The organism is Nocardia canadensis, from assembly GCF_032656385.1.
In the GTDB taxonomy this organism is placed as follows: Bacteria; Actinomycetota; Actinomycetes; order Mycobacteriales; family Mycobacteriaceae; genus Nocardia; species Nocardia canadensis.
The window spans coordinates 1,673,259-1,690,622 of the sequence record NZ_JAVCWB010000008.1; the positions used below are offsets into that span (position 1 = coordinate 1,673,259).

The following is a 17,364-nucleotide window of genomic DNA, read 5'->3' on the forward strand; positions in this document are numbered from 1 at the left end:
TCCAGGTCGGTGAGCGCGGGTCTGGTGACGATGCTCATGGGCGGCTCCCTTGGGTGCTGGTGTCGAGGGCAGCGAGTTGGAGTCTCGTGGCGAGCGCCTGCAGCGCTTCGGGTTCGTGCGGTGGCACCCGTTCCATCGCGCCGAAGGCGAGATGGTCGGCGATCATCATGGTGCGCACCTCGGCGTCGGGCAGCTCGCCGGTCAGCGGGGCTTCCGGCAGGGTCTGCACCAGCGCGAAGGTGGTGTCGACGATCAGCGGGACCAGCGAAGTCGCCATGGTGGCCGGGTCGCCCGCGCCGAGCACCTCGCGCGTGCGGCTGGCGCCGTCGGCGAAATCCGGTGAGGCGTCGAGCATCCGATGGATCGCCAGATCGGCGGTCCGGCGGACGCGGTCGATCATCCTGGTCCAGTACCGCGACGAGGAGGCGGCCAGCAGCGCGGCGCCGACCTTGCGCCGATACGGCGACGGCGCGTCGACGACCGAGCACAGGAACGCGGAGGTGGTGATGGTCATGTACGCCATCGCCGCGCGCGCACCGCGACTGGGCGTGCCGGGGCCGAGCCGGGCCAGCAGGGCGAACCCGCCGAGGGCCGGCGCCAGCAGCTGCAGCATCACCATCCGCTTCAGTTCCTCGCGGTCGGCGACGCCGTAGATCTCGAACTCGTTGTCGCGCAGGTCGTTCGCCGACTGGGCGATCACCGCGACGCAGCCGGTCAGCTCGCGTAGGTCCGCTTCCGAGAGCACGTTCTCGGCGACCAGGGCGCACGCGTAGTGCGTCACCCGGCCGAGCACGCCCTCGCTGTAGGCCACCCGCGACAGCGGTCCGTCGATGTTGCGGGCCATCACCCCGGCCACATCGGTGATCACCTCGCCGACCCGCTTCTGTCCCTCCGCCGACAACGCCGACAGCAGCGCTCTGATGTCACCGATGCGCTCGGCCAGCAGCCGGTCGACGGCTTCGCTGTCGCGGGCCTCGGCGGTCACGGTCGGCAGTGCCGGTGGGGGCGTGTCGGAGGTGCTGTTGAGGTAGTCGGCCGCGGCCAGCACGGCGCTGCTCGCGACCGCCCGATCGCTGAGATCCTCGAAGGCGTCGAGCACGCGACAGGCCAGCAGCGCGGCGGTCGCCTCCGCGCGCAGATGCGCGGGCAGGAGACTCACCGAGATGCCGAGGTTGCGGCCCGCGGGGATCAGGGCCAGGCGGGCCAGCTCCGCAGGCGAGGACGCGGCGCGCAGCGCGGCCATGTCGGGCGCGCGCCGCAGATGCCGGAGCCCGTAGGCCAGGGAGCCGATTCTGGTCTGTCTCATCGGTTGATCACCTGCTGCAAGAGTTCGCGGAGGTCGTCGCGGGCCGGCGACGACGGGAAGATGTCCAGGGCCGCGCTCGCGGTCTCGGTGGCCTGCAGCGCGACGGCGCGCGCGGCCTGGGTGGCGCCGCTGTCGACCAGGTCGGATTGCAGTGTCTCGCTGGAGGTCTCCGGCGACAGCCACATCTCCCTGGCGCCCGGGCGCACCGCCAGCCACTCGATCACCGGCCAGGTCGGCACCCGCCGGTCCAGGTCGCCGCAGGCGTCCTTGCCCAGTTCGGGGCCGCCTTCGATGTCGCGGACGTCGTCCATGATCTGGAAAGCGAGCGCCAGCTGGTCGGCGTACTGCATCAGGGCCTGCAGGCGATCGTGATCGGCGCCGCCTGCCGTGCCGCCGTAGGAGCACGAGAGCCGGAACAGCGTCCCGGTCTTCGCCCCGGCCACGAGCTCGTAGTGGCGGCGCAGGGCGGTCGCGTCCACCGCGGGCGGCAGGGTCTCGATGAGCTGGCCGAAGGACAGGTCGGAGAGCCGGTCGGCGTAGGTCACCCCCGGCGCCTCGCCGATGCCGCCGAACACGTTCTGGTTCTCGGACAGGACCTGGGCGACCACCTGCATCGCGGCGCCGGCCATATGGAATCCGGCTCTGGCGGCGATGCGCACCCCGAACGCGGCGGGCACCGAGGGGGCACCACGGCGCAGTAGGGATCCGTCACAGATGTCGTCGTGTAGCAGCGAGGATTCGTGCAGCATCTCCATGGCGCAGGCCAGGTCGACGGCGGCGGTGCGCGGAGCCGCCGCGCCGTCGGGCAGCAGGCCCGCGCACGCGAGCACGAGACGAGCCCGCACACGTTTGCCGGGAGCGGCCAGGACATGCCGGTAGATGTCGTCGAAATCGCCACCGGTGAGGAGGATTTCGCGCAACCGGGCGGTGACCAGCGGAAGCAGCTCGACCGGCCCGACGGTCCGGTCGTCGTCGACGACGGACGCGGTGACCGACGGTCTGGGCAGTACCGCCACCTGATCGCCCGAGTGCTCCGGGTGCACTGCCGGATGAGCATCCTGACGGTGCGCTGAGGGTAGCGCGGGATTGTCCATAGCGCTGAACTCCTTTGGTGTGGTCACGGTGGCGGTGAGGTTCACCCCGACTGGTGCACAGGGGTTTACGGGGGTTCAGGCGGTGGCATCGTCGGCGGTGACTTGTCACAACTACCGGGCCCGAGCTTCCCGATCGTCGGCTACCGACGGGTAGTTTTGTAGAGACCCTGTCGAATTGTCAAGCACTACAACAGGTTCCAGTTTTGGATGACGTAATCGATAGTGCCGCAAAGTAACTCGCGCGCCCCCGCGCACGGAGGGCGGCGGACATTCACCGCGCGCCCGATCGGACTTGCGTCGTAAGCCTCAGTGCCCCAACAGATTTCGTGACCCTAGCCCACGCATGCGTGGGAGTGTGTTGCGCGAAGGTAAAAACCGTGGGCTGGCGCGACGCTGCGACAGAGATGATTCGGACGTGACAACCCCCTTGTAGGGTCACGCCGACTACGAGGCCGGTCCTCCGGGATGCCGGAGACGGCCCGACCGGACCGTTCGCCGAGGACATCATCGTCCGGCGAGCGGCCACCGAGGGAGCGTGCGAACACTCTCGTTCGACGACTCTACGACCACGCCGCCGATGCCGCGAATCGGACCGACCCGTTGGTGAGATCTCGCCGACTCCGGAACCGAACTTTTGGGGCTTTTCCCAAACCGACCAGACTGCCGCTCGAGATATACAGGCGCCCTTGACAATTCATCACTCCATGTCAAAACGGAACATGGGTCGTTTTCAGATGGAAGCGTGCCACCGCACCCGGGGGTGACCGAAAGCCCGTGGGAGCCGGACCTTCTCCGGACGGGGGCGGACGTGCCTGCACAGGGCCGAGCGGACAGCGCCCGAGCACGCCCCGAGCGACCGGCACGAGCCCTTGCGTGCCGCGAGCACGGCCGCACCGGCCGACATCCTCGTCGAGCGCTGATCAGCGTGCGGCGGTGCCGCTTCCGAGGACGAGCAACTCCGGCAGCGGGTGGTCGACGAGAGGGGCGGGCGGACGGATCGACGGGCCGCGCCGCAGGACCGTGCAGCGACGGGCCAGGACAGCACCACAGGATCGGAGAGTGGTGGTGATCAGGTCCTCCGCGAGCGGTAGGTCGTCTTCGCGCTGGGCGAAGACCGAAAAGCGCACGGCGCGCGGCTCGGTGCGCGGGTCGGACTGCAGCACCACTTCGGCCGGGCAGCTCGCCAGGAGCATGATCGCGGCGGCGAAGTCGGCGTACGGGTCCCCCGCGGCGATCTCCGCCCCGGCGGCGACGGCGGCGAACAACGCGGGCAGGCTGGGCCGTTCGGGGATCTCCTGGAGGTCCTGGATGCGCGACCAGCGGCGCACCGCGGGCTGATCGGCGATATCGGTGCGGGTGCGCCAGCGCCGGCGGCCGCACTCGAGCAGCCGCGTCGCCGCCGCCTGCCAGAGGGCAGCGTCGTCGATGCGGGCGACGACGCGCAGGCGGCGGCACTCCTGCGCGACCTCCGGGGTGTCGATCGGCTCGATCGCGGGGACCACCGCGCCCGCGGCGGGTCGGTACGTCTGCATAGCGATCTCCTACCGCGCGAAGGAACCCAGCGAAGGCCGACCGGCCGGACCACGTCGCCACGCCTGCCGGAACGCCCAGCCCGCGGTGAGCACCGCGATCGCGACGACGGCGGTGATCACCGCCAGCACCACCGCGCCCGACGGCCCGACCCCGGCGTACCGGGCGATCATCGCCGACGCGAGAATCGGGCCCGCGGTGGCGAGAACCGGGATCAACAAGATCAGTCCGACGGTCACCAGCGCCGACGGCGACAGCGTCGATTTCACTGCGGAAAAGCTCTGCCGGGCACCCACCCTGTGCGGCCCCGACTGCCGCGCGACTGTAGCCATTTCCGCCCTCTCCGTTACCCGAATGGGACCCAGCGAGCCATGGGCCACTAAACGTACAGCCCGAATCCGGCATGTCGCGTAGTTCGTCACGAAACAGTGATAACCCGAAATCGCGCTTCACCCGCCTACGACAAATATAGCGAGGTCAAGCACGTGTTTGCGATTAGCTGAACGTTTGCCGATGCTGTATAATATTCAGATCGCATAACAATTCCGAGGACCACCGGAGGGTGAGTCGCGCCCGCCACGGGACAGTGCTCACACTGCGCGGAATGGCGCGGCGAGTTGTTCGGCGGTCCCGAGACCTTTTATTCGGCGCCATTCGCCGCGGAGCCGAAGCTGCCCTCCAGCCGATTCCGCGATCCGGGATGGATCAACCGGGCCGCGCTGACCAGCCCACCCGAGGACCAGGTGCGCCGCCGAATCAGCAGACACGGCTCGTCGCGATCGATGTCGAGCAGCGCACACTCCTCCCGGCTGGCGCGCACCGCCTCGACGACGTGCTCGCCGCGGATCAGCGGGGCCACCTCGCTGAGATAGGTATTCGGCGTGATGCTGGTGAAATCCTGCGCCAGATAGTCCGGCGCCTGCGCCGGGTTCACGTAGCGGTCCTCCACCTGGATCGGGACGTCGTCCTCGATATGCACCAGCAGCGAGTGGAACACCCTGCCGCTCATGGCGTTCCCGAGCACCGGATGCCGGTCGCCCGCCTCCTCCGCGCGGACGAACACCACCTCGGTCCGGTGCCGGTGGCCGCGCCGGGAGATCTCGTCGGCGATATTCCTGACCTCGAACAGCGGGGAGGCGGCCTTGGTCGCGGCGACGAAGGTGCCCACACCCATCACCCGGTTGAGCGCGCCGTCGGCGGTGAGGTCGCGCAGGGCGCGGTTGATCGTCATCCGGGACAGGCCCAGCGCGTTGACCAGCTGGTTCTCCGACGGGATCTGCTCACCCTCGGTCCATCGACCGGCCTTGATCTGCGCCATGATCAGCTGCTTGACACGTTCGTACGCCGCGAACTCGGTCCCCAGTTCGCCGTACAGCGCGGCCAGGTCCGCATCGACCACTTCGATCGCCACCACGGTATCCGTTCCCTCAGTTTGCCCAGAGAATACGTTGCGCCCGAACGACACAGCACGCTTGACAGCTACTTGTATATACAGGACTATACCACTAGTCTGGATTCCAGTGACCCAGGACACAGCCGTCATTTCCGAGGAGTGAACCGATGACCGACGCCGCCACCCAGCCCGAATCCGGCCCCCGGCCCGTGTCCGCGCCGCGCGGACCGCAGCTGCACACGCGGGGCTGGCAGCAGGAGGGTGCTCTGCGGATGCTGATGAACAACCTCGATCCCGAGGTCGCCGAGCGTCCCGACGACCTCGTCGTCTACGGCGGCACCGGCCGCGCGGTGCGCAGCTGGGCGGCCTTCGACGCGATCGTGCGGACCCTCGAGACCCTCGCCGACGACGAGACCCTGCTGGTGCAGTCCGGCAAGCCGGTCGGGGTGTTCCGCACCAGCGAGTGGGCGCCGCGCGTGCTGCTCGCCAACTCCAACCTGGTCGGCGACTGGGCGAACTGGGAGGACTTCCGCAAGCTCGAACAGCTCGGCCTGATGATGTACGGCCAGATGACCGCGGGCTCGTGGATCTACATCGGCAGCCAGGGCATCCTCCAGGGCACCTACGAGACCTTCGGCGCGGTGGCGCGCAAGCGATTCGGCGGCACCCTGGCCGGCACCATCACCCTCACCGCCGGTGTCGGCGGCATGGGCGGCGCGCAGCCGCTGGCGGTGACGATGAACGAGGGCGTCGCGCTCTGCGTGGACTGCGATCCGGCCCGCATCGATCGGCGGATCGCGCACGGCTACCTCGACACCAAGGCCGACACGCTGCCGGAGGCGCTCGCGCTCGCGATCGCGGCCCGTGACGAGCGGCGCGCGCTGTCGATCGGCCTGGTCGGCAACGCGGCCGAGGTGTTCCCGCGGCTGCTGGCCATGGACGCCCCGATCGACATCGTGACCGACCAGACCTCGGCCCACGATCCGCTGTCCTACCTGCCGCTCGGGGTCGCGCTCGAGGACTGGCACACCCTGGCCGAGAAGGATCCGGCGTGGTTCACCACCGAGGCGCAGGCGTCGATGGCCAAGCACGTCGAGGCGATGGTCGGGTTCCTGGACAAGGGCGCCGAGGTCTTCGACTACGGCAACTCGATCCGTGACGAGGCCCGCAAGGGCGGCTACGACCGGGCTTTCGCGTTCCCCGGCTTCGTGCCCGCCTACATCCGGCCACTGTTCGAGGAGGGCCTGGGCCCGTTCCGCTGGGCCGCGCTGTCGGGTGATCCGAAGGACATCGCCGCCACCGATCGGGCCATCATGGAGTTGTTCCCCGAGAACGAGCACCTGAAGCGATGGATCACCATGGCCGGGGAGAAGGTGCAGTTCGAGGGACTGCCCGCGCGCATCTGCTGGCTCGGCTACGGCGAGCGCCACCGCGCGGGCCTGAAGTTCAACGAGATGGTCGCCTCCGGCGAGCTCTCCGCGCCGCTGGCCATCGGCCGCGACCACCTCGACTCCGGCTCGGTGGCCTCCCCCTACCGCGAGACCGAGGCGATGGCCGACGGTTCCGACGCCGTCGCCGACTGGCCCCTGCTCAACGCCCTGCTCAACACCGCCTCCGGCGCCTCCTGGGTGTCGATCCATCACGGCGGCGGCGTCGGCATGGGCCGGTCCATCCACGCCGGTCAGGTGTGCATCGCCGACGGCACCGCGCTAGCCGCCCAGAAGCTCGAGCGGGTCCTCACCAACGACCCGGGCATGGGCGTCATCCGCCACGTCGACGCGGGTTACGAACACGCCGCCGACATCGCCCGCGAGCGCGGGGTACGTATTCCGATGCAGGAGAACTGATCCCCCGCACTGCCGCCCGCACCGTGCGCCGGCGCGGGCGGCAGTGTCGGCTCACTCCTCCTGTGCCGCCCGGAACCTCGCCTCCATCTCCGCGGCGAGGTGAGGCTGCGCGGTCTCCATCCGCTGCACATAGGCGACCGCGTCGCCGACCGTCTGCAGACTCGCCAGGTCCTCGTCGGGGATCTCGACGGCGTACTTGTCCTCGAGCTGGACGGCGATCTCGACCAGCGACAGCGAGTCGATCTCCAGTTCCTCGACGAAGGATTTCTCCGGCGTCACCTCCTCGGCGTCGATGCCGGTGACCTCTTCGACGATCTCGGCGATGCCTGCAACGATCTCTTCCTGCGTGGTAGCCACGAATCTCCTTGTCCGGTGGGTGATACCGGTACGGTAAAAGCTCCACCGGGGTGGAGGTTCAAGGGATAGTGACCGACGACACACACGCGCTGATCAGCATCGGGGACCTGGCCCGCCGGACGGGCTTTTCGGTGCGCACGATCCGGTTCTATTGCGATGAGGGCGTTCTCGATGCCCGGCGCAGTCCGGGCGGGCATCGGCAGTTCGAGGCCGACGGCGCCGTCGAACGGCTGCTGCTGATCCGGCGGTTGCGCGCGTTCGGGCTGGGGTTGGGATCGATCACCGAGGTCCTGCGCGGTGAGCGAGCGCTGGCGGAGGCCCTCGAGGCCGAAAGCGCCAGGGTCGAGGTCGAATTCAGGTCGGTGGCGTGGCGCAGGGCGTCGTTGGCGGCGCTCGGCGCTGCGGCGCCTGCGCAGCGGGACGAGCGGCTCGCGCTGCTGGCCGCCGCCCAGGACGGCGGTGCGCTGCACGACGATCTCGTGCGGTTCTGGCGGCGGATCCTCGCGCCGATCGAGCGCGGCGAGGTCGACCGCTACGTGGGGTGGAATGTGCCGCAACCGCCCGCCGATCCGACCGTCGACCAGGTCGTCGCCTATGCCGAGCTGGCCGCGCTCGCGGGCGGCCGGGACATGACTGTGGCGGTGCGACAGCATCTCTGGTGGGATCGGCCGGAGCCGGTCCGCGACCCGCGCGCGCTGTACGCCGAGGTGGCCGCGGCGCTCGAAGAAGTGGTGGCCCGGGTCGCGGACGACGTCCGGCCACGGCCGGGCAGCGAACTCGATCGCTTCGTCGAAGCTCACGCCGATGCCCGGGGCCTGCGCGATTCCCGGGAGTTCCGCGAGCGGTTGCTGTTCGACACCCCAGATCATCGCGTCCAGCGCTATTGGACCCTGACCGCACAGCTCGTCGGTGACCGGATCACCGTGGGCCGCGCGCTCGACTGGGTGCGCGGCGCGCTGGCCGCCCCGGCGGCCCACTAGGGGTCGAGGGTGATCGGTTCGGCGGGTGGGCCGGTCAGCAGGAGATCGGCCAGCCGGGTGGGCAGGTCACGGGGGACGACACGGTCGGGATTGTCGGCGAGGTCGGCCAGGGTCCACCAGCGATGGCCGGTGACGGTGGCGCGTTCGACCTCGGTGAAGCCGGAGGTGTCGATGTCGAACGCGGGGACCCGGGCGAGGAAGTAGCGTTCACGGCAGTCGTAGGTGGTGCCGCCCCAGGTGGCGAAGGCGCGGCGGCGCCAGAGTTCGGGGCCGACGACGAGGTCGGTGAGGCCGGTTTCCTCGAATGCCTCGCGGGCGGCTGTCTGCTGCGGGGTCTCACCGTCCTCGGTGCCACCACCGATCGGGTACCAGAAGGTGTGGCCGTCGGCCTCGTCGACGCCGGAGAACAGCAGGAGCCGGTCCTGGTCGTCGAGCAGGACCAGCCGGATCGAGTGCCGCACAGTCGGTTCGCGGTGATCTGCGGTCGCAGCCATGGTGATTCCTGTTCAGTCGACGAGCGGGAGCACCTCCACCATGCCCGATCGCGGCAGCCCCGCCGCCGCTCGGCATCGCCATGGTCGGCGCCCGGACCCACCGGCCGGGTCCGTCGCACTCGTCGCACGGCTCCCACACGTATTCCTCGGGCACCGGCTCGATCGATTGCAGCAGCGACCAGTCGAACCTCGCCCAGTACACGCGGGGGCGGCCCGACTCCGGATCGGGCGCGACGAACGCGTCGATATCCCGGATCGACCGCAGCCCGTCGACGTAGTGGATGTGCCGGTGGCCGACGAATTCGTCGTAGGTGCACGACCAGGGCCGCACGGCGGCCACCGATTCCGTGGGAGGGCGCGGGAATTCGCCACGGCGGACGAGGCGTCTGGTGACGTCGTCGAGACGGCGGAGCGGCGCCCGCCGAAGCCGCCGCTCCGCCGGCGCGGTCTCCGCGCGGGTCACCCCGAGCGTGCCGAGCAACTCGGCCGCCTCGATGGGCGCGCTGTCGCACATCCCGTTCAGCATCGCCACCGATAGTCGTACAGCGACAACACGGCCGACGACGTCGCCCCTTCCGACAGAGCCGGGCTCATGTCCGTGGCTGCCCGGTACTGCCGTCGCAGCACGGATCCCACACATACGTGTCGGGGGCTGGTTCGACCCCCTGGAGCAGGCTCCAGTCGAAATATGCCCAGTATGTGCGGATCTCGTGGGAGTGCGGGTCGCTGACGGCGAAGGCCGAGACGTCGCCGATCCCGCCGAATCCATCGACGTGGTCGATCGGACCGAGTCCGCCCGCCGAGAATTCGGCGGCGGTACACGACCACGGGGTGAGGTCGTCCAGCGAGCGCGGAACCATGGGTGGGAGGTGTGGTCGGCGAACGAAGTGCCGGAAGACGGATCGTTCGTGGGGGCTGCTCAGTTCGATGTGCAGGTCCGGCCAGAAGGACAGGTTCCACCGCGCGGTCCGCATGTCCATGTTCCGGTTGAAGGCCGCGACGGTCAGCGATTCGGGTGCACCCCAGGCCGCCAGGTAGTCGTCGAATGCGCGCCGCGGCGCCGATCGGTAGCGTTGCGCGGCGTCGGCGGTCTCGGCACGGGTAACCCCCAGCGTCCGAAGCAGTTCCGCCGCCTGGACCGGGGCCGAATCGCACATCGGGTTCAGCATTGCCAGTTGATAGTCGTACAGCGACAACATGGTCGATACCCCCCGCGAATCGGCAAGTCCGATACGAACGTACCAGTCTTGGCGTTCGACGATGTGGATCGACGGTGAGCACCGGATCGTGCCGAAAATGATCTGGGCCCCGGTGAATTCGCCGGGGCCCAGGGTCGGGGAACGGTCAGCCCAGGGGGCCGGTGACGGATTCGGCGGCGGTGAGGAGGGCGCCGGAGCCGGCGAGGTGGTAGGCGGCGTCGATTTCCGGGGCGAGGTAGCGGTCGGGGCCGGGTCCGGGGACCTGCGTGCGCAGGGCGTCGCGGACGGCGGCGGTGGCCGGGGCCGGGGCGAGCGGGGCGCGCAGGTCCAGGGCGCGGGCGGCGGTGAGGGCCTCGATGGCCAGGACGCGGGTGAGGCCGTCGATGGCGCGGCGGAGTTTGCGGGCGGCCGACCAGCCCATGGAGACGTGATCCTCCTGCATGGCCGAGGACGGGATCGAGTCGACCGAGGCGGGGGCCGCGAGACGCTTGAGTTCGGAGACGATGGCCGCCTGGGTGTACTGGGCGATCATGTGACCACTGTCGACGCCGGGGTCGTCGGCCAGGAACGGGGGCAGGCCGTGGTTGCGGGCCTTGTCCAGGAAGCGGTCGGTGCGGCGTTCGCTGATACTGGCGACATCGGCGACGACGATCGCCAGGAAGTCCAGGACATAGGCGACGGGCGCGCCGTGGAAGTTGCCGTTGGATTCGACGCGGCCGTCGAGGGTGACGACGGGATTGTCGACGGCACTGGCCAATTCGTATCCGGCGACACGTTCGGCGTGGGCCAGGGTGTCGCGGGCGCCACCGGCCACCTGCGGCGCGCAGCGCAGCGAGTAGGCGTCCTGCACGACGGTGCAGTCGGGGGTCGCGTGACTGGCGACGATCGCCGAATCGGCCAGCAGGCGGGTCATATTGGCGGCCGCCACGGCCTGGCCAGGCTGCGGGCGCAGCGCCTGCAGGTCGGCGGCGAAGACCTTGTCGGTGCCGAGCAGACCCTCCACGCTCATGGCCGCGGTGACATCGGCCAGCCGCAGCAACTGCCGCAGATCGTGGCAGGCCAGCACCAGCATGCCGAGCATGCCGTCGGTGCCGTTGATCAGTGCCAGCCCTTCCTTCTCCTCCAGCTCCACCGGCGCGATGCCCGCGTCCGCCAGCGCCTCGGCGGCGGACCGCAGCTCGCCGTCGGCGTCGCGGACCGTGCCCTCACCGAGGACGGCCAGCGCCACGTGGGCCAGCGGCGCGAGGTCACCGGAACAGCCGAGACTGCCGTACTCGTAGACCACCGGGGTGATCCCCGCCGACAGCAGCGCGGCGTAGGTCTCGGCGACGACCGGACGCACGCCGGTGCGGCCGGTGGCCAGGGTCGACAGGCGCAGCAGCATCAGCGCGCGCACCACCTCCCGCTCCACCTCGGCGCCGGAACCGGCCGCGTGCGAGCGGACCAGGCTGCGCTGCAACTGCTGACGCAGCTCGAGCGGGATGTGGCGCACGGCGAGCGCGCCGAAGCCGGTGGACACGCCGTAGACCGGCTTGGGGTCGGCCGCCAAGGCCTCGATCCGCCTGCGGCTCTCGCCGATCGCCGCGAGGGCCTGCTCGGACAGCCGCACCGCGACACCGTCCCTGGCCACCCGGACCACGTCCTGGGGCGCCACCGGCCCCGTGCCGACGACGACCGGTTCCACCGCGACCGGTGCGGTCCGGTCCGAGTCGATGCTCACTATGTTTTCTCCATTCCGAACGAGGTGCGGGACAAGATCTCTCAGGCGAGATCGGCGACGGGATCCGGCGCGGCGACCGGTGCGGGCGCCTCGGTGGCCGGGCCAGGGCGGACCCAGAGCCGGTAGGCCACCCACAGCAGCACCAGCCAGACCGCGCCGACGACCAGCGCCACCCGGCTGTCGGCGTCGAAGGCGATCACCGCGATCACGAACATCAGGAAGCCGATGGTGATCAGCTGCCCGTAGGGCCACAGCGGCACCGGGAACTTCAGCGCGGCGACCTCGGCGGCCGACATCCGCTGCCGCGAGCGGTACTGCGAGAACAGGATCATCAGCCAGACGAAGATGGTCGCGAAGGTGGCGATCGAGGCGATCACCAGGAATACCCTGTCCGGGATCAGGTAGTTGAGCAGCACGCCGACCAGCAGGGTGACGGTCATGATGACCACCGTCATCCACGGCACCCCGTTACGCGAGACCTGCCGCATGGCCGCGGGCGCCTGGCCGCGCTGGGCCATGCCGTACATCATCCGGCCCGCGCCGAAGATGTCGCTGTTGATGGCCGACAGGGCCGCGGTGATCACCACGACGTTGAGCACGGCCGCCGCGGGGCCCAGGCCCAGACTCTGGAAGATCTGCACGAACGGGCTGCCCTCGTCGCCGATGGTCTGCCACGGCTCGATCGCCATGATCACCGCGAGGGTGAGCACGTAGAACAGGATGATCCGCACGGGCACGGTGTTGATCGCGCGCGGGATGGTGCGCTGCGGGTCCTCGGCCTCCCCGGCGGTGATGCCGATGATCTCGGTGCCACCGAAGGCGAACATGACGATGGCGAAGCAGGCCACGAAACCACCGAAGCCGGCCGGGAAGAAGCCGCCGTCGGCCCACAGGTTCTGCACGCCGCCGCTGGTGTCGTGCAGGCCGAAACCGAAGATCAGGATGGCGATGCCGCCGGCGATCATGGCCACGATGGCGACGATCTTGACCAGGCTGAACCAGAACTCGACCTCGCCGAACACCTTGACGCTGAGCAGGTTGATCGCGCCGATGAAGAAGATGATCGACAGCACCCAGATCCAGCGGGGCACGTCGGGGAACCAGAAGCCCATGTAGACGCCGAACGCGGTGACGTCGGCCAGGCACACGATGAGCATCTCGAAGGTGTAGGTCCAGCCGGTGACGAACCCGGCCAGCGGGCCGAGGTGCTTGCTGGCGTACTCGCCGAACGAGCCGGAGACCGGATTGCTCACCGCCATCTCGCCGAGGGCGCGCAGCACGAGGTAGATGGCGGCGCCGCCGATCAGATAGGCGAGCAACACCGACGGGCCCGCCCGGTGGATGGCCTCCGCCGAACCGTAGAACAGGCCGGTGCCGATGGCCGAGCCGAGCGCGATGAAACGGATGTGACGCGCGGTGAGTCCTCGCGTCAGCACAGCAACGGGCTTGTTCACACCATTCTCCCGGGATTCGGAAAGGCGCACGGATCGGGTGATACCCGTCGGATTCGCCTGTGGGGCCGGTCACAACGACCGCTACATGTATAAACCTGTATATACAGCCGTGTCAACGCGCGGCCGATCGCCGGGCAGCCTAACGCTTGACGTACCTGTCTATACAGGCATATACATATCGGACGTGATCCAGCGCACACGCGCCGGCCACACGCTCGACGGCGTCACCGCAGAAAGACAGGCCGCTATGACCAGCTCCGGCAGTTCCGAGGACCTCCTCACCCCCGAACGCCGCACCATCGACGTCGTCCCCGACAGCGAACGGCACGGCACCCCGCGCAGCCAGTTCACGCTCTGGTTCGGGGCGAACATGCAGATCACGGCGGTCGTCGACGGCGCGCTCGCGGTCGTGTTCGGCGCCGACGCGCTGTGGGCGATCGTCGGATTGCTGCTCGGCAACGTCGTCGGCGGCGTCGTGATGGCACTGCATTCCGCGCAGGGTCCGCGCATGGGGTTGCCGCAGATGATCTCTAGCCGCGCCCAGTTCGGGGTCAAGGGCGCGGTCGTGCCACTGGTGCTGGTGATCCTGATGTACCTGGGCTTCGCGGCCACCGGCACGGTGCTGGCCGGGCAGGCGGTCAACAACATGCTGCACGTGGCCAACCCGGTGATCGGCATCGTGATCTTCGGCGCGCTGACGGCGTTCGTAGCGGTCACCGGATACCGGCTGATCCACGTCGTCGGGCGAATCGCGACCGTGATCGGGATCGTCGGCTTCACCTACCTGACGGTGCGGTTGTTCGCCGAGTACCCGGTCGGCGACTTCGTCGGGGTGATCGGCTTCGACGTCGTCACCTTCCTGCTCGCCATCTCCCTCGGCGCGGGCTGGCAGCTGACCTTCGGCCCGTACGTCGCCGACTACTCCCGCTATCTGCCGCGCAGCACCAGCGAGCGCACCACCTTCTGGTCGACGTTCCTCGGCAGCGTGCTCGGCTCGCAGTGGGCGATGACCTTCGGCGCGCTGGTGGCCGCGGTCGCGGGCAAGGCCTTCCTGGCCGACCAGGTCGGGTTCCTGGGTGAGCTGGCCGGGCCCGCGCTGCTCGCCTTCTGCGTCTATCTGGTGATCGTGGTGGGCAAGCTGACGGTCAACGTGCTCAACGCCTACGGCGGGTTCATGTCCATCCTGACCACCGTCACCGCCTTCGACGGACGCTCGCAGATCTCCACCCGTGCCCGCACGCTCTACATCGTCGGGTTCGTCGGTGTGTCGATGCTGATCGCGATCGCCGCCAGCGCGGACTTCCTGAACAATTTCAAGAACTTCGTGCTCGTGCTGCTGATGGTGTTCACGCCGTGGAGCGCGATCAACCTGATCGACTACTACCTGATCTCGAAGGAACGGGTCGACCTGCCCGCGCTCTACGACCCGCACGGCCGCTACGGCGCCTGGAACGTGCCCGCGCTGGCCTGCTACGGCCTCGGCGTGCTGGCCCAGATCCCGTTCCTGGCCCAGAAGCTCTACATCGGTCCGATCACCGAGCTGCTCGGCGGCGCCGACCTCTCCTGGATCGTCGGCATCGTGTTCACCGCGGCGATCTACTACCCGGCCGCCCGGCGCACCGCCAACCCGCCCGCGCGGATGATCTACCCCGCGCACACCGACATGGTCGACACCCGCACCTAGGAGGACTCCCCCAGTGCCCACCACCGCACTGACCGGCATCGGCACCCTGGTCACCAACGACCCCGCCCTGGGCGACGGCCCGCTCGGCCTGCGCCGCGACGCCGCCGTCGTCTTCGACGACGCGACGGTGGTGTGGGTCGGCGACAGCGCCGACGCGCCCGCCGCCGACACCGGCGTCGACCTCGGCGGGCGCGCCGTGCTGCCCGGTTTCGTCGAGACCCATTCGCACCTGGTGTTCGCGGGAGACCGGGCCGAAGAGTTCGCGGCCAGGATGGCTGGGCGCCCCTACGGCGCCGGCGGCATCCGCACCACCATCGAGGCCACCCGCGCCGCGACCGACGAGCAGCTCGCCGCGAACGTGGCACGACTGATGGACGAGTCGCTGCGCGCGGGCAGCACGACGGTCGAATGCAAGAGCGGCTACGGCCAGACCGTCGCCGACGAACTGCGCAGCGTGCGGATCGCGGGCCGGTTCACCGACGAGGTGACCCTGCTCGCCGCGCACGTGCCGCCGCCGGAGTACGCCGGGCGCGCCGACGACTACGTGGCGATGGTGTGCGCCGAGATGATCCCGGCGTGCGCGCCGCACGCCCGGTGGATCGACGTGTTCTGCGAGCAGGGCGCGTTCGACCGCGACCAGGCGCACGCCGTACTCGCTGCGGGCATCGCGCACGGTCTGGTGCCGCGCGTGCACGGCAACCAGCTGCACCAGGGTCCCGGCGTGCGACTCGCGGTGGAGCTCGGCGCCGCGTCGGTGGATCACGTGACACATGTGAACGCCGCCGATATCGACGCGCTGGCGAGCAGCCAGACCGTGGCCACCCTGCTGCCGGGTGCCGACTTCTGCACGCGCAACAGCTATCCCGACGCGCGCGCTCTGCTCGACGCCGGTGTCACCGTGGCGCTGGGCGCGGACTGCAATCCCGGCACGAGCTACACGACGAGCCTGCCGTTCTGCATCGCGCTGGCGGTGCGCGAACTGCGCATGACTCCCGACGAAGCCGTCTGGGCGGCGACCGCGGGCGGCGCACGCGCACTGCGCCGCACCGACATCGGCGCGCTGACGCCCGGCGCGCGCGCCGACGCGATCGCGCTCGACGCCCCCTCCCACCTGCACCTGGCCTACCGCCCGGGTGTTCCGCTGATCGACCGGGTGTGGCGCGGCGGCGCGCTCGCCGCCACGAAATGAGGTCCACCCGATGACATCCGACTCCGCGTGGACCGGCCGGATCGACGGCACCACTCCCGACCACCTGCGCTGGCACCAGGCCGTCGCCCCGTACGCGCCGGGCACCGATCCCGGCGCGTGCGTGTTCGTCGGCTTCGCCAGTGACGAAGGGGTGCGGCGCAACAAGGGCAGAACCGGTGCCGCGCAAGGCCCGGAGGCGTTGCGCCGGGCGCTGTCGCCGATGGCGCTCGGCACGGCACTGCGCGCCTTCGACGCGGGCACGGTCGCCGTCACCGACGGCCGGCTCGAGGACGGCCAGCGCCGGCTGGGCGCGACGGTGTCGGAGCTGCTGGACGCGGGCGCGTTCCCGGTCGTACTCGGCGGCGGGCACGAAGTCGCCTACGGGACCTACCTCGGGGTGGCGGGCGCGGCGCGGCGCGCACCGGGCACGATCGTCGGAATCCTCAATCTGGACGCGCATTTCGACCTGCGCCCCGATCCGGTGCCCAGCTCCGGGACCCCGTTCCGGCAGATCCTCGAGCGCGATCCCGACGTGCGGTACGCGGTGCTGGGGATCAGTCAGCCCAGTAACACCACCGTCCTGTTCGACACCGCCGACCGGTTCGGCGTGCGATATCTGCTCGACGACGACTGCGCGCCGGAGCGGGTCGCCGCGTTCGTCGCGGAGTTCCTGGCCGGGATCGATCTGCTCTACCTGACCATCGACCTCGATGTCCTGCCCGCCGCGGTCGCGCCGGGGGTCAGCGCGCCCGCCGCCTACGGCGTCCCGCTCTCGACGATCCAGGCCGTCTGCGACCAGGTCACCGCCTCCGGCAGGCTCGCCGTCGTCGATGTCGCCGAACTCAATCCGGACCTCGATATCGACCAGCGCACCGCCCGCACCGCGGCCCGGCTGCTGCACCGCCTCGTCACCCGGCACGTGCGTGGCTGAGCTCGACGATCTTGCGCATTAAGGCTTGCCTACCCTAAAGTCTCTCGCGATCCGGTTCGCAACCTTCGCATCTCGGCGGTGGTGACGACCGCGCCGTCGCCTCGCACCCGCCCGTCGACCGATCCGCACGCACCACAGCGTCTTCCGCCTGCCCGACGGCCAGGTGCGCTCGGTCGTGCGCGATGA

The 17,364-nt window shown here is 69.8% G+C and carries 15 protein-coding genes; 5 read left to right on the forward strand and 10 right to left on the reverse strand.

All coding sequences use genetic code 11. The features are described 5' to 3' along the window. Nucleotides 1–34: 34 nt before the first annotated feature. From Q7X29_RS21605 to hutC, 5 genes are all read right to left on the reverse strand, one after another. Nucleotides 35–1,306 carry a hypothetical protein gene (locus tag Q7X29_RS21605; RefSeq protein WP_316575199.1) on the reverse strand — a complete coding sequence of 424 codons (1,272 nt, stop codon included), beginning with the start codon at nucleotides 1,304–1,306 and terminating at the stop codon, nucleotides 35–37. Continuing rightward, a complete protein-coding gene (locus Q7X29_RS21610; protein ID WP_316575200.1) occupies nucleotides 1,303–2,400 on the reverse strand; it encodes a polyprenyl synthetase family protein in 1,098 nt (365 codons plus the stop codon). Before Q7X29_RS21610 ends, Q7X29_RS21605 begins: the two co-directional genes overlap by 4 nt. Nucleotides 2,401–3,320: 920 nt before the next feature. Then, nucleotides 3,321–3,932: a hypothetical protein gene (locus Q7X29_RS21615; RefSeq protein ID WP_316575201.1), complete on the reverse strand. Its 612-nt coding sequence runs from the start codon at nucleotides 3,930–3,932 to the stop codon at nucleotides 3,321–3,323. Between the two features lie 9 nt (nucleotides 3,933–3,941). Next, nucleotides 3,942–4,199 (reverse strand): hypothetical protein, encoded by a 258-nt coding sequence (locus Q7X29_RS21620; RefSeq protein WP_218719732.1) that lies wholly within the window; start codon nucleotides 4,197–4,199, stop codon nucleotides 3,942–3,944. A 371-nt stretch (nucleotides 4,200–4,570) separates the two neighbouring features. Continuing rightward, nucleotides 4,571–5,341: a histidine utilization repressor gene (gene hutC / locus Q7X29_RS21625; RefSeq protein ID WP_449411947.1), complete on the reverse strand. Its 771-nt coding sequence runs from the start codon at nucleotides 5,339–5,341 to the stop codon at nucleotides 4,571–4,573. A gap of 149 nt (nucleotides 5,342–5,490) precedes the next feature. On the opposite strand from hutC, the gene hutU reads away from it, so the two are divergent. Beyond that, nucleotides 5,491–7,170 carry a urocanate hydratase gene (hutU, locus tag Q7X29_RS21630; protein ID WP_316575202.1) on the forward strand — a complete coding sequence of 560 codons (1,680 nt, stop codon included), beginning with the start codon at nucleotides 5,491–5,493 and terminating at the stop codon, nucleotides 7,168–7,170. 51 nt (nucleotides 7,171–7,221) lie between these two features. Here hutU and acpM read toward each other — a convergent pair whose 3' ends face one another. After that, nucleotides 7,222–7,527, reverse strand: a complete 306-nt coding sequence (acpM, locus tag Q7X29_RS21635) for a meromycolate extension acyl carrier protein AcpM (protein ID WP_316575203.1) — start codon at nucleotides 7,525–7,527, stop codon at nucleotides 7,222–7,224. 68 nt (nucleotides 7,528–7,595) lie between these two features. On the opposite strand from acpM, the gene Q7X29_RS21640 reads away from it, so the two are divergent. Next, entirely contained in the window at nucleotides 7,596–8,507 is a 912-nt protein-coding gene (locus tag Q7X29_RS21640; protein ID WP_316575204.1) for a MerR family transcriptional regulator, read from the forward strand. Here Q7X29_RS21640 and Q7X29_RS21645 read toward each other — a convergent pair. The 4 genes from Q7X29_RS21645 to Q7X29_RS21660 form a co-directional block, all read right to left on the reverse strand. Then, entirely contained in the window at nucleotides 8,504–9,001 is a 498-nt protein-coding gene (locus Q7X29_RS21645; RefSeq protein ID WP_316575205.1) for an NUDIX hydrolase, read from the reverse strand. The genes Q7X29_RS21640 and Q7X29_RS21645 overlap by 4 nt on opposite strands. A 590-nt stretch (nucleotides 9,002–9,591) precedes the next feature. After that, nucleotides 9,592–10,200 (reverse strand): hypothetical protein, encoded by a 609-nt coding sequence (locus Q7X29_RS21650; RefSeq protein WP_218719735.1) that lies wholly within the window; start codon nucleotides 10,198–10,200, stop codon nucleotides 9,592–9,594. Nucleotides 10,201–10,345: 145 nt separating this feature from the next. Beyond that, a complete protein-coding gene (hutH, locus tag Q7X29_RS21655; RefSeq protein WP_394358724.1) occupies nucleotides 10,346–11,914 on the reverse strand; it encodes a histidine ammonia-lyase in 1,569 nt (522 codons plus the stop codon). Between the two features lie 47 nt (nucleotides 11,915–11,961). After that, complete coding sequence (locus tag Q7X29_RS21660) at nucleotides 11,962–13,374, reverse strand: amino acid permease (RefSeq protein ID WP_316575207.1); 1,413 nt, start codon at nucleotides 13,372–13,374, stop codon at nucleotides 11,962–11,964. A gap of 247 nt (nucleotides 13,375–13,621) precedes the next feature. On the opposite strand from Q7X29_RS21660, the gene Q7X29_RS21665 reads away from it, so the two are divergent. Genes Q7X29_RS21665 through hutG form a run of 3 tightly spaced genes read left to right on the forward strand, consistent with a single transcriptional unit; the run spans nucleotide 13,622 to nucleotide 17,178 of the window. Further along, nucleotides 13,622–15,058, forward strand: coding sequence for a purine-cytosine permease family protein (locus Q7X29_RS21665; protein WP_316575208.1), 1,437 nt, complete (start codon nucleotides 13,622–13,624; stop codon nucleotides 15,056–15,058). A 13-nt stretch (nucleotides 15,059–15,071) separates the two neighbouring features. After that, entirely contained in the window at nucleotides 15,072–16,247 is a 1,176-nt protein-coding gene (hutI, locus tag Q7X29_RS21670; protein ID WP_316575209.1) for an imidazolonepropionase, read from the forward strand. 10 nt (nucleotides 16,248–16,257) lie between these two features. Beyond that, nucleotides 16,258–17,178 carry a formimidoylglutamase gene (gene hutG / locus Q7X29_RS21675; RefSeq protein ID WP_218719740.1) on the forward strand — a complete coding sequence of 307 codons (921 nt, stop codon included), beginning with the start codon at nucleotides 16,258–16,260 and terminating at the stop codon, nucleotides 17,176–17,178. Nucleotides 17,179–17,364 lie beyond the last annotated feature (186 nt).

What these genes read in the sequence shown, in the direction of transcription:
- Q7X29_RS21605 (WP_316575199.1), bottom strand. Translation starts at nt 1,306, where the DNA reads ATGAGACAGACCAGAATCGGCTCCCTGGCCTACGGGCTCCGGCATCTG.
- Q7X29_RS21610 (WP_316575200.1), bottom strand. Translation starts at nt 2,400, where the DNA reads ATGGACAATCCCGCGCTACCCTCAGCGCACCGTCAGGATGCTCATCCG.
- Q7X29_RS21615 (WP_316575201.1), bottom strand. Translation starts at nt 3,932, where the DNA reads ATGCAGACGTACCGACCCGCCGCGGGCGCGGTGGTCCCCGCGATCGAG.
- hutU (WP_316575202.1), top strand. Translation starts at nt 5,491, where the DNA reads ATGACCGACGCCGCCACCCAGCCCGAATCCGGCCCCCGGCCCGTGTCC.
- Q7X29_RS21645 (WP_316575205.1), bottom strand. Translation starts at nt 9,001, where the DNA reads ATGGCTGCGACCGCAGATCACCGCGAACCGACTGTGCGGCACTCGATC.
- Q7X29_RS21650 (WP_218719735.1), bottom strand. Translation starts at nt 10,200, where the DNA reads ATGTTGTCGCTGTACGACTATCAACTGGCAATGCTGAACCCGATGTGC.
- Q7X29_RS21665 (WP_316575208.1), top strand. Translation starts at nt 13,622, where the DNA reads ATGACCAGCTCCGGCAGTTCCGAGGACCTCCTCACCCCCGAACGCCGC.
- hutG (WP_218719740.1), top strand. Translation starts at nt 16,258, where the DNA reads ATGACATCCGACTCCGCGTGGACCGGCCGGATCGACGGCACCACTCCC.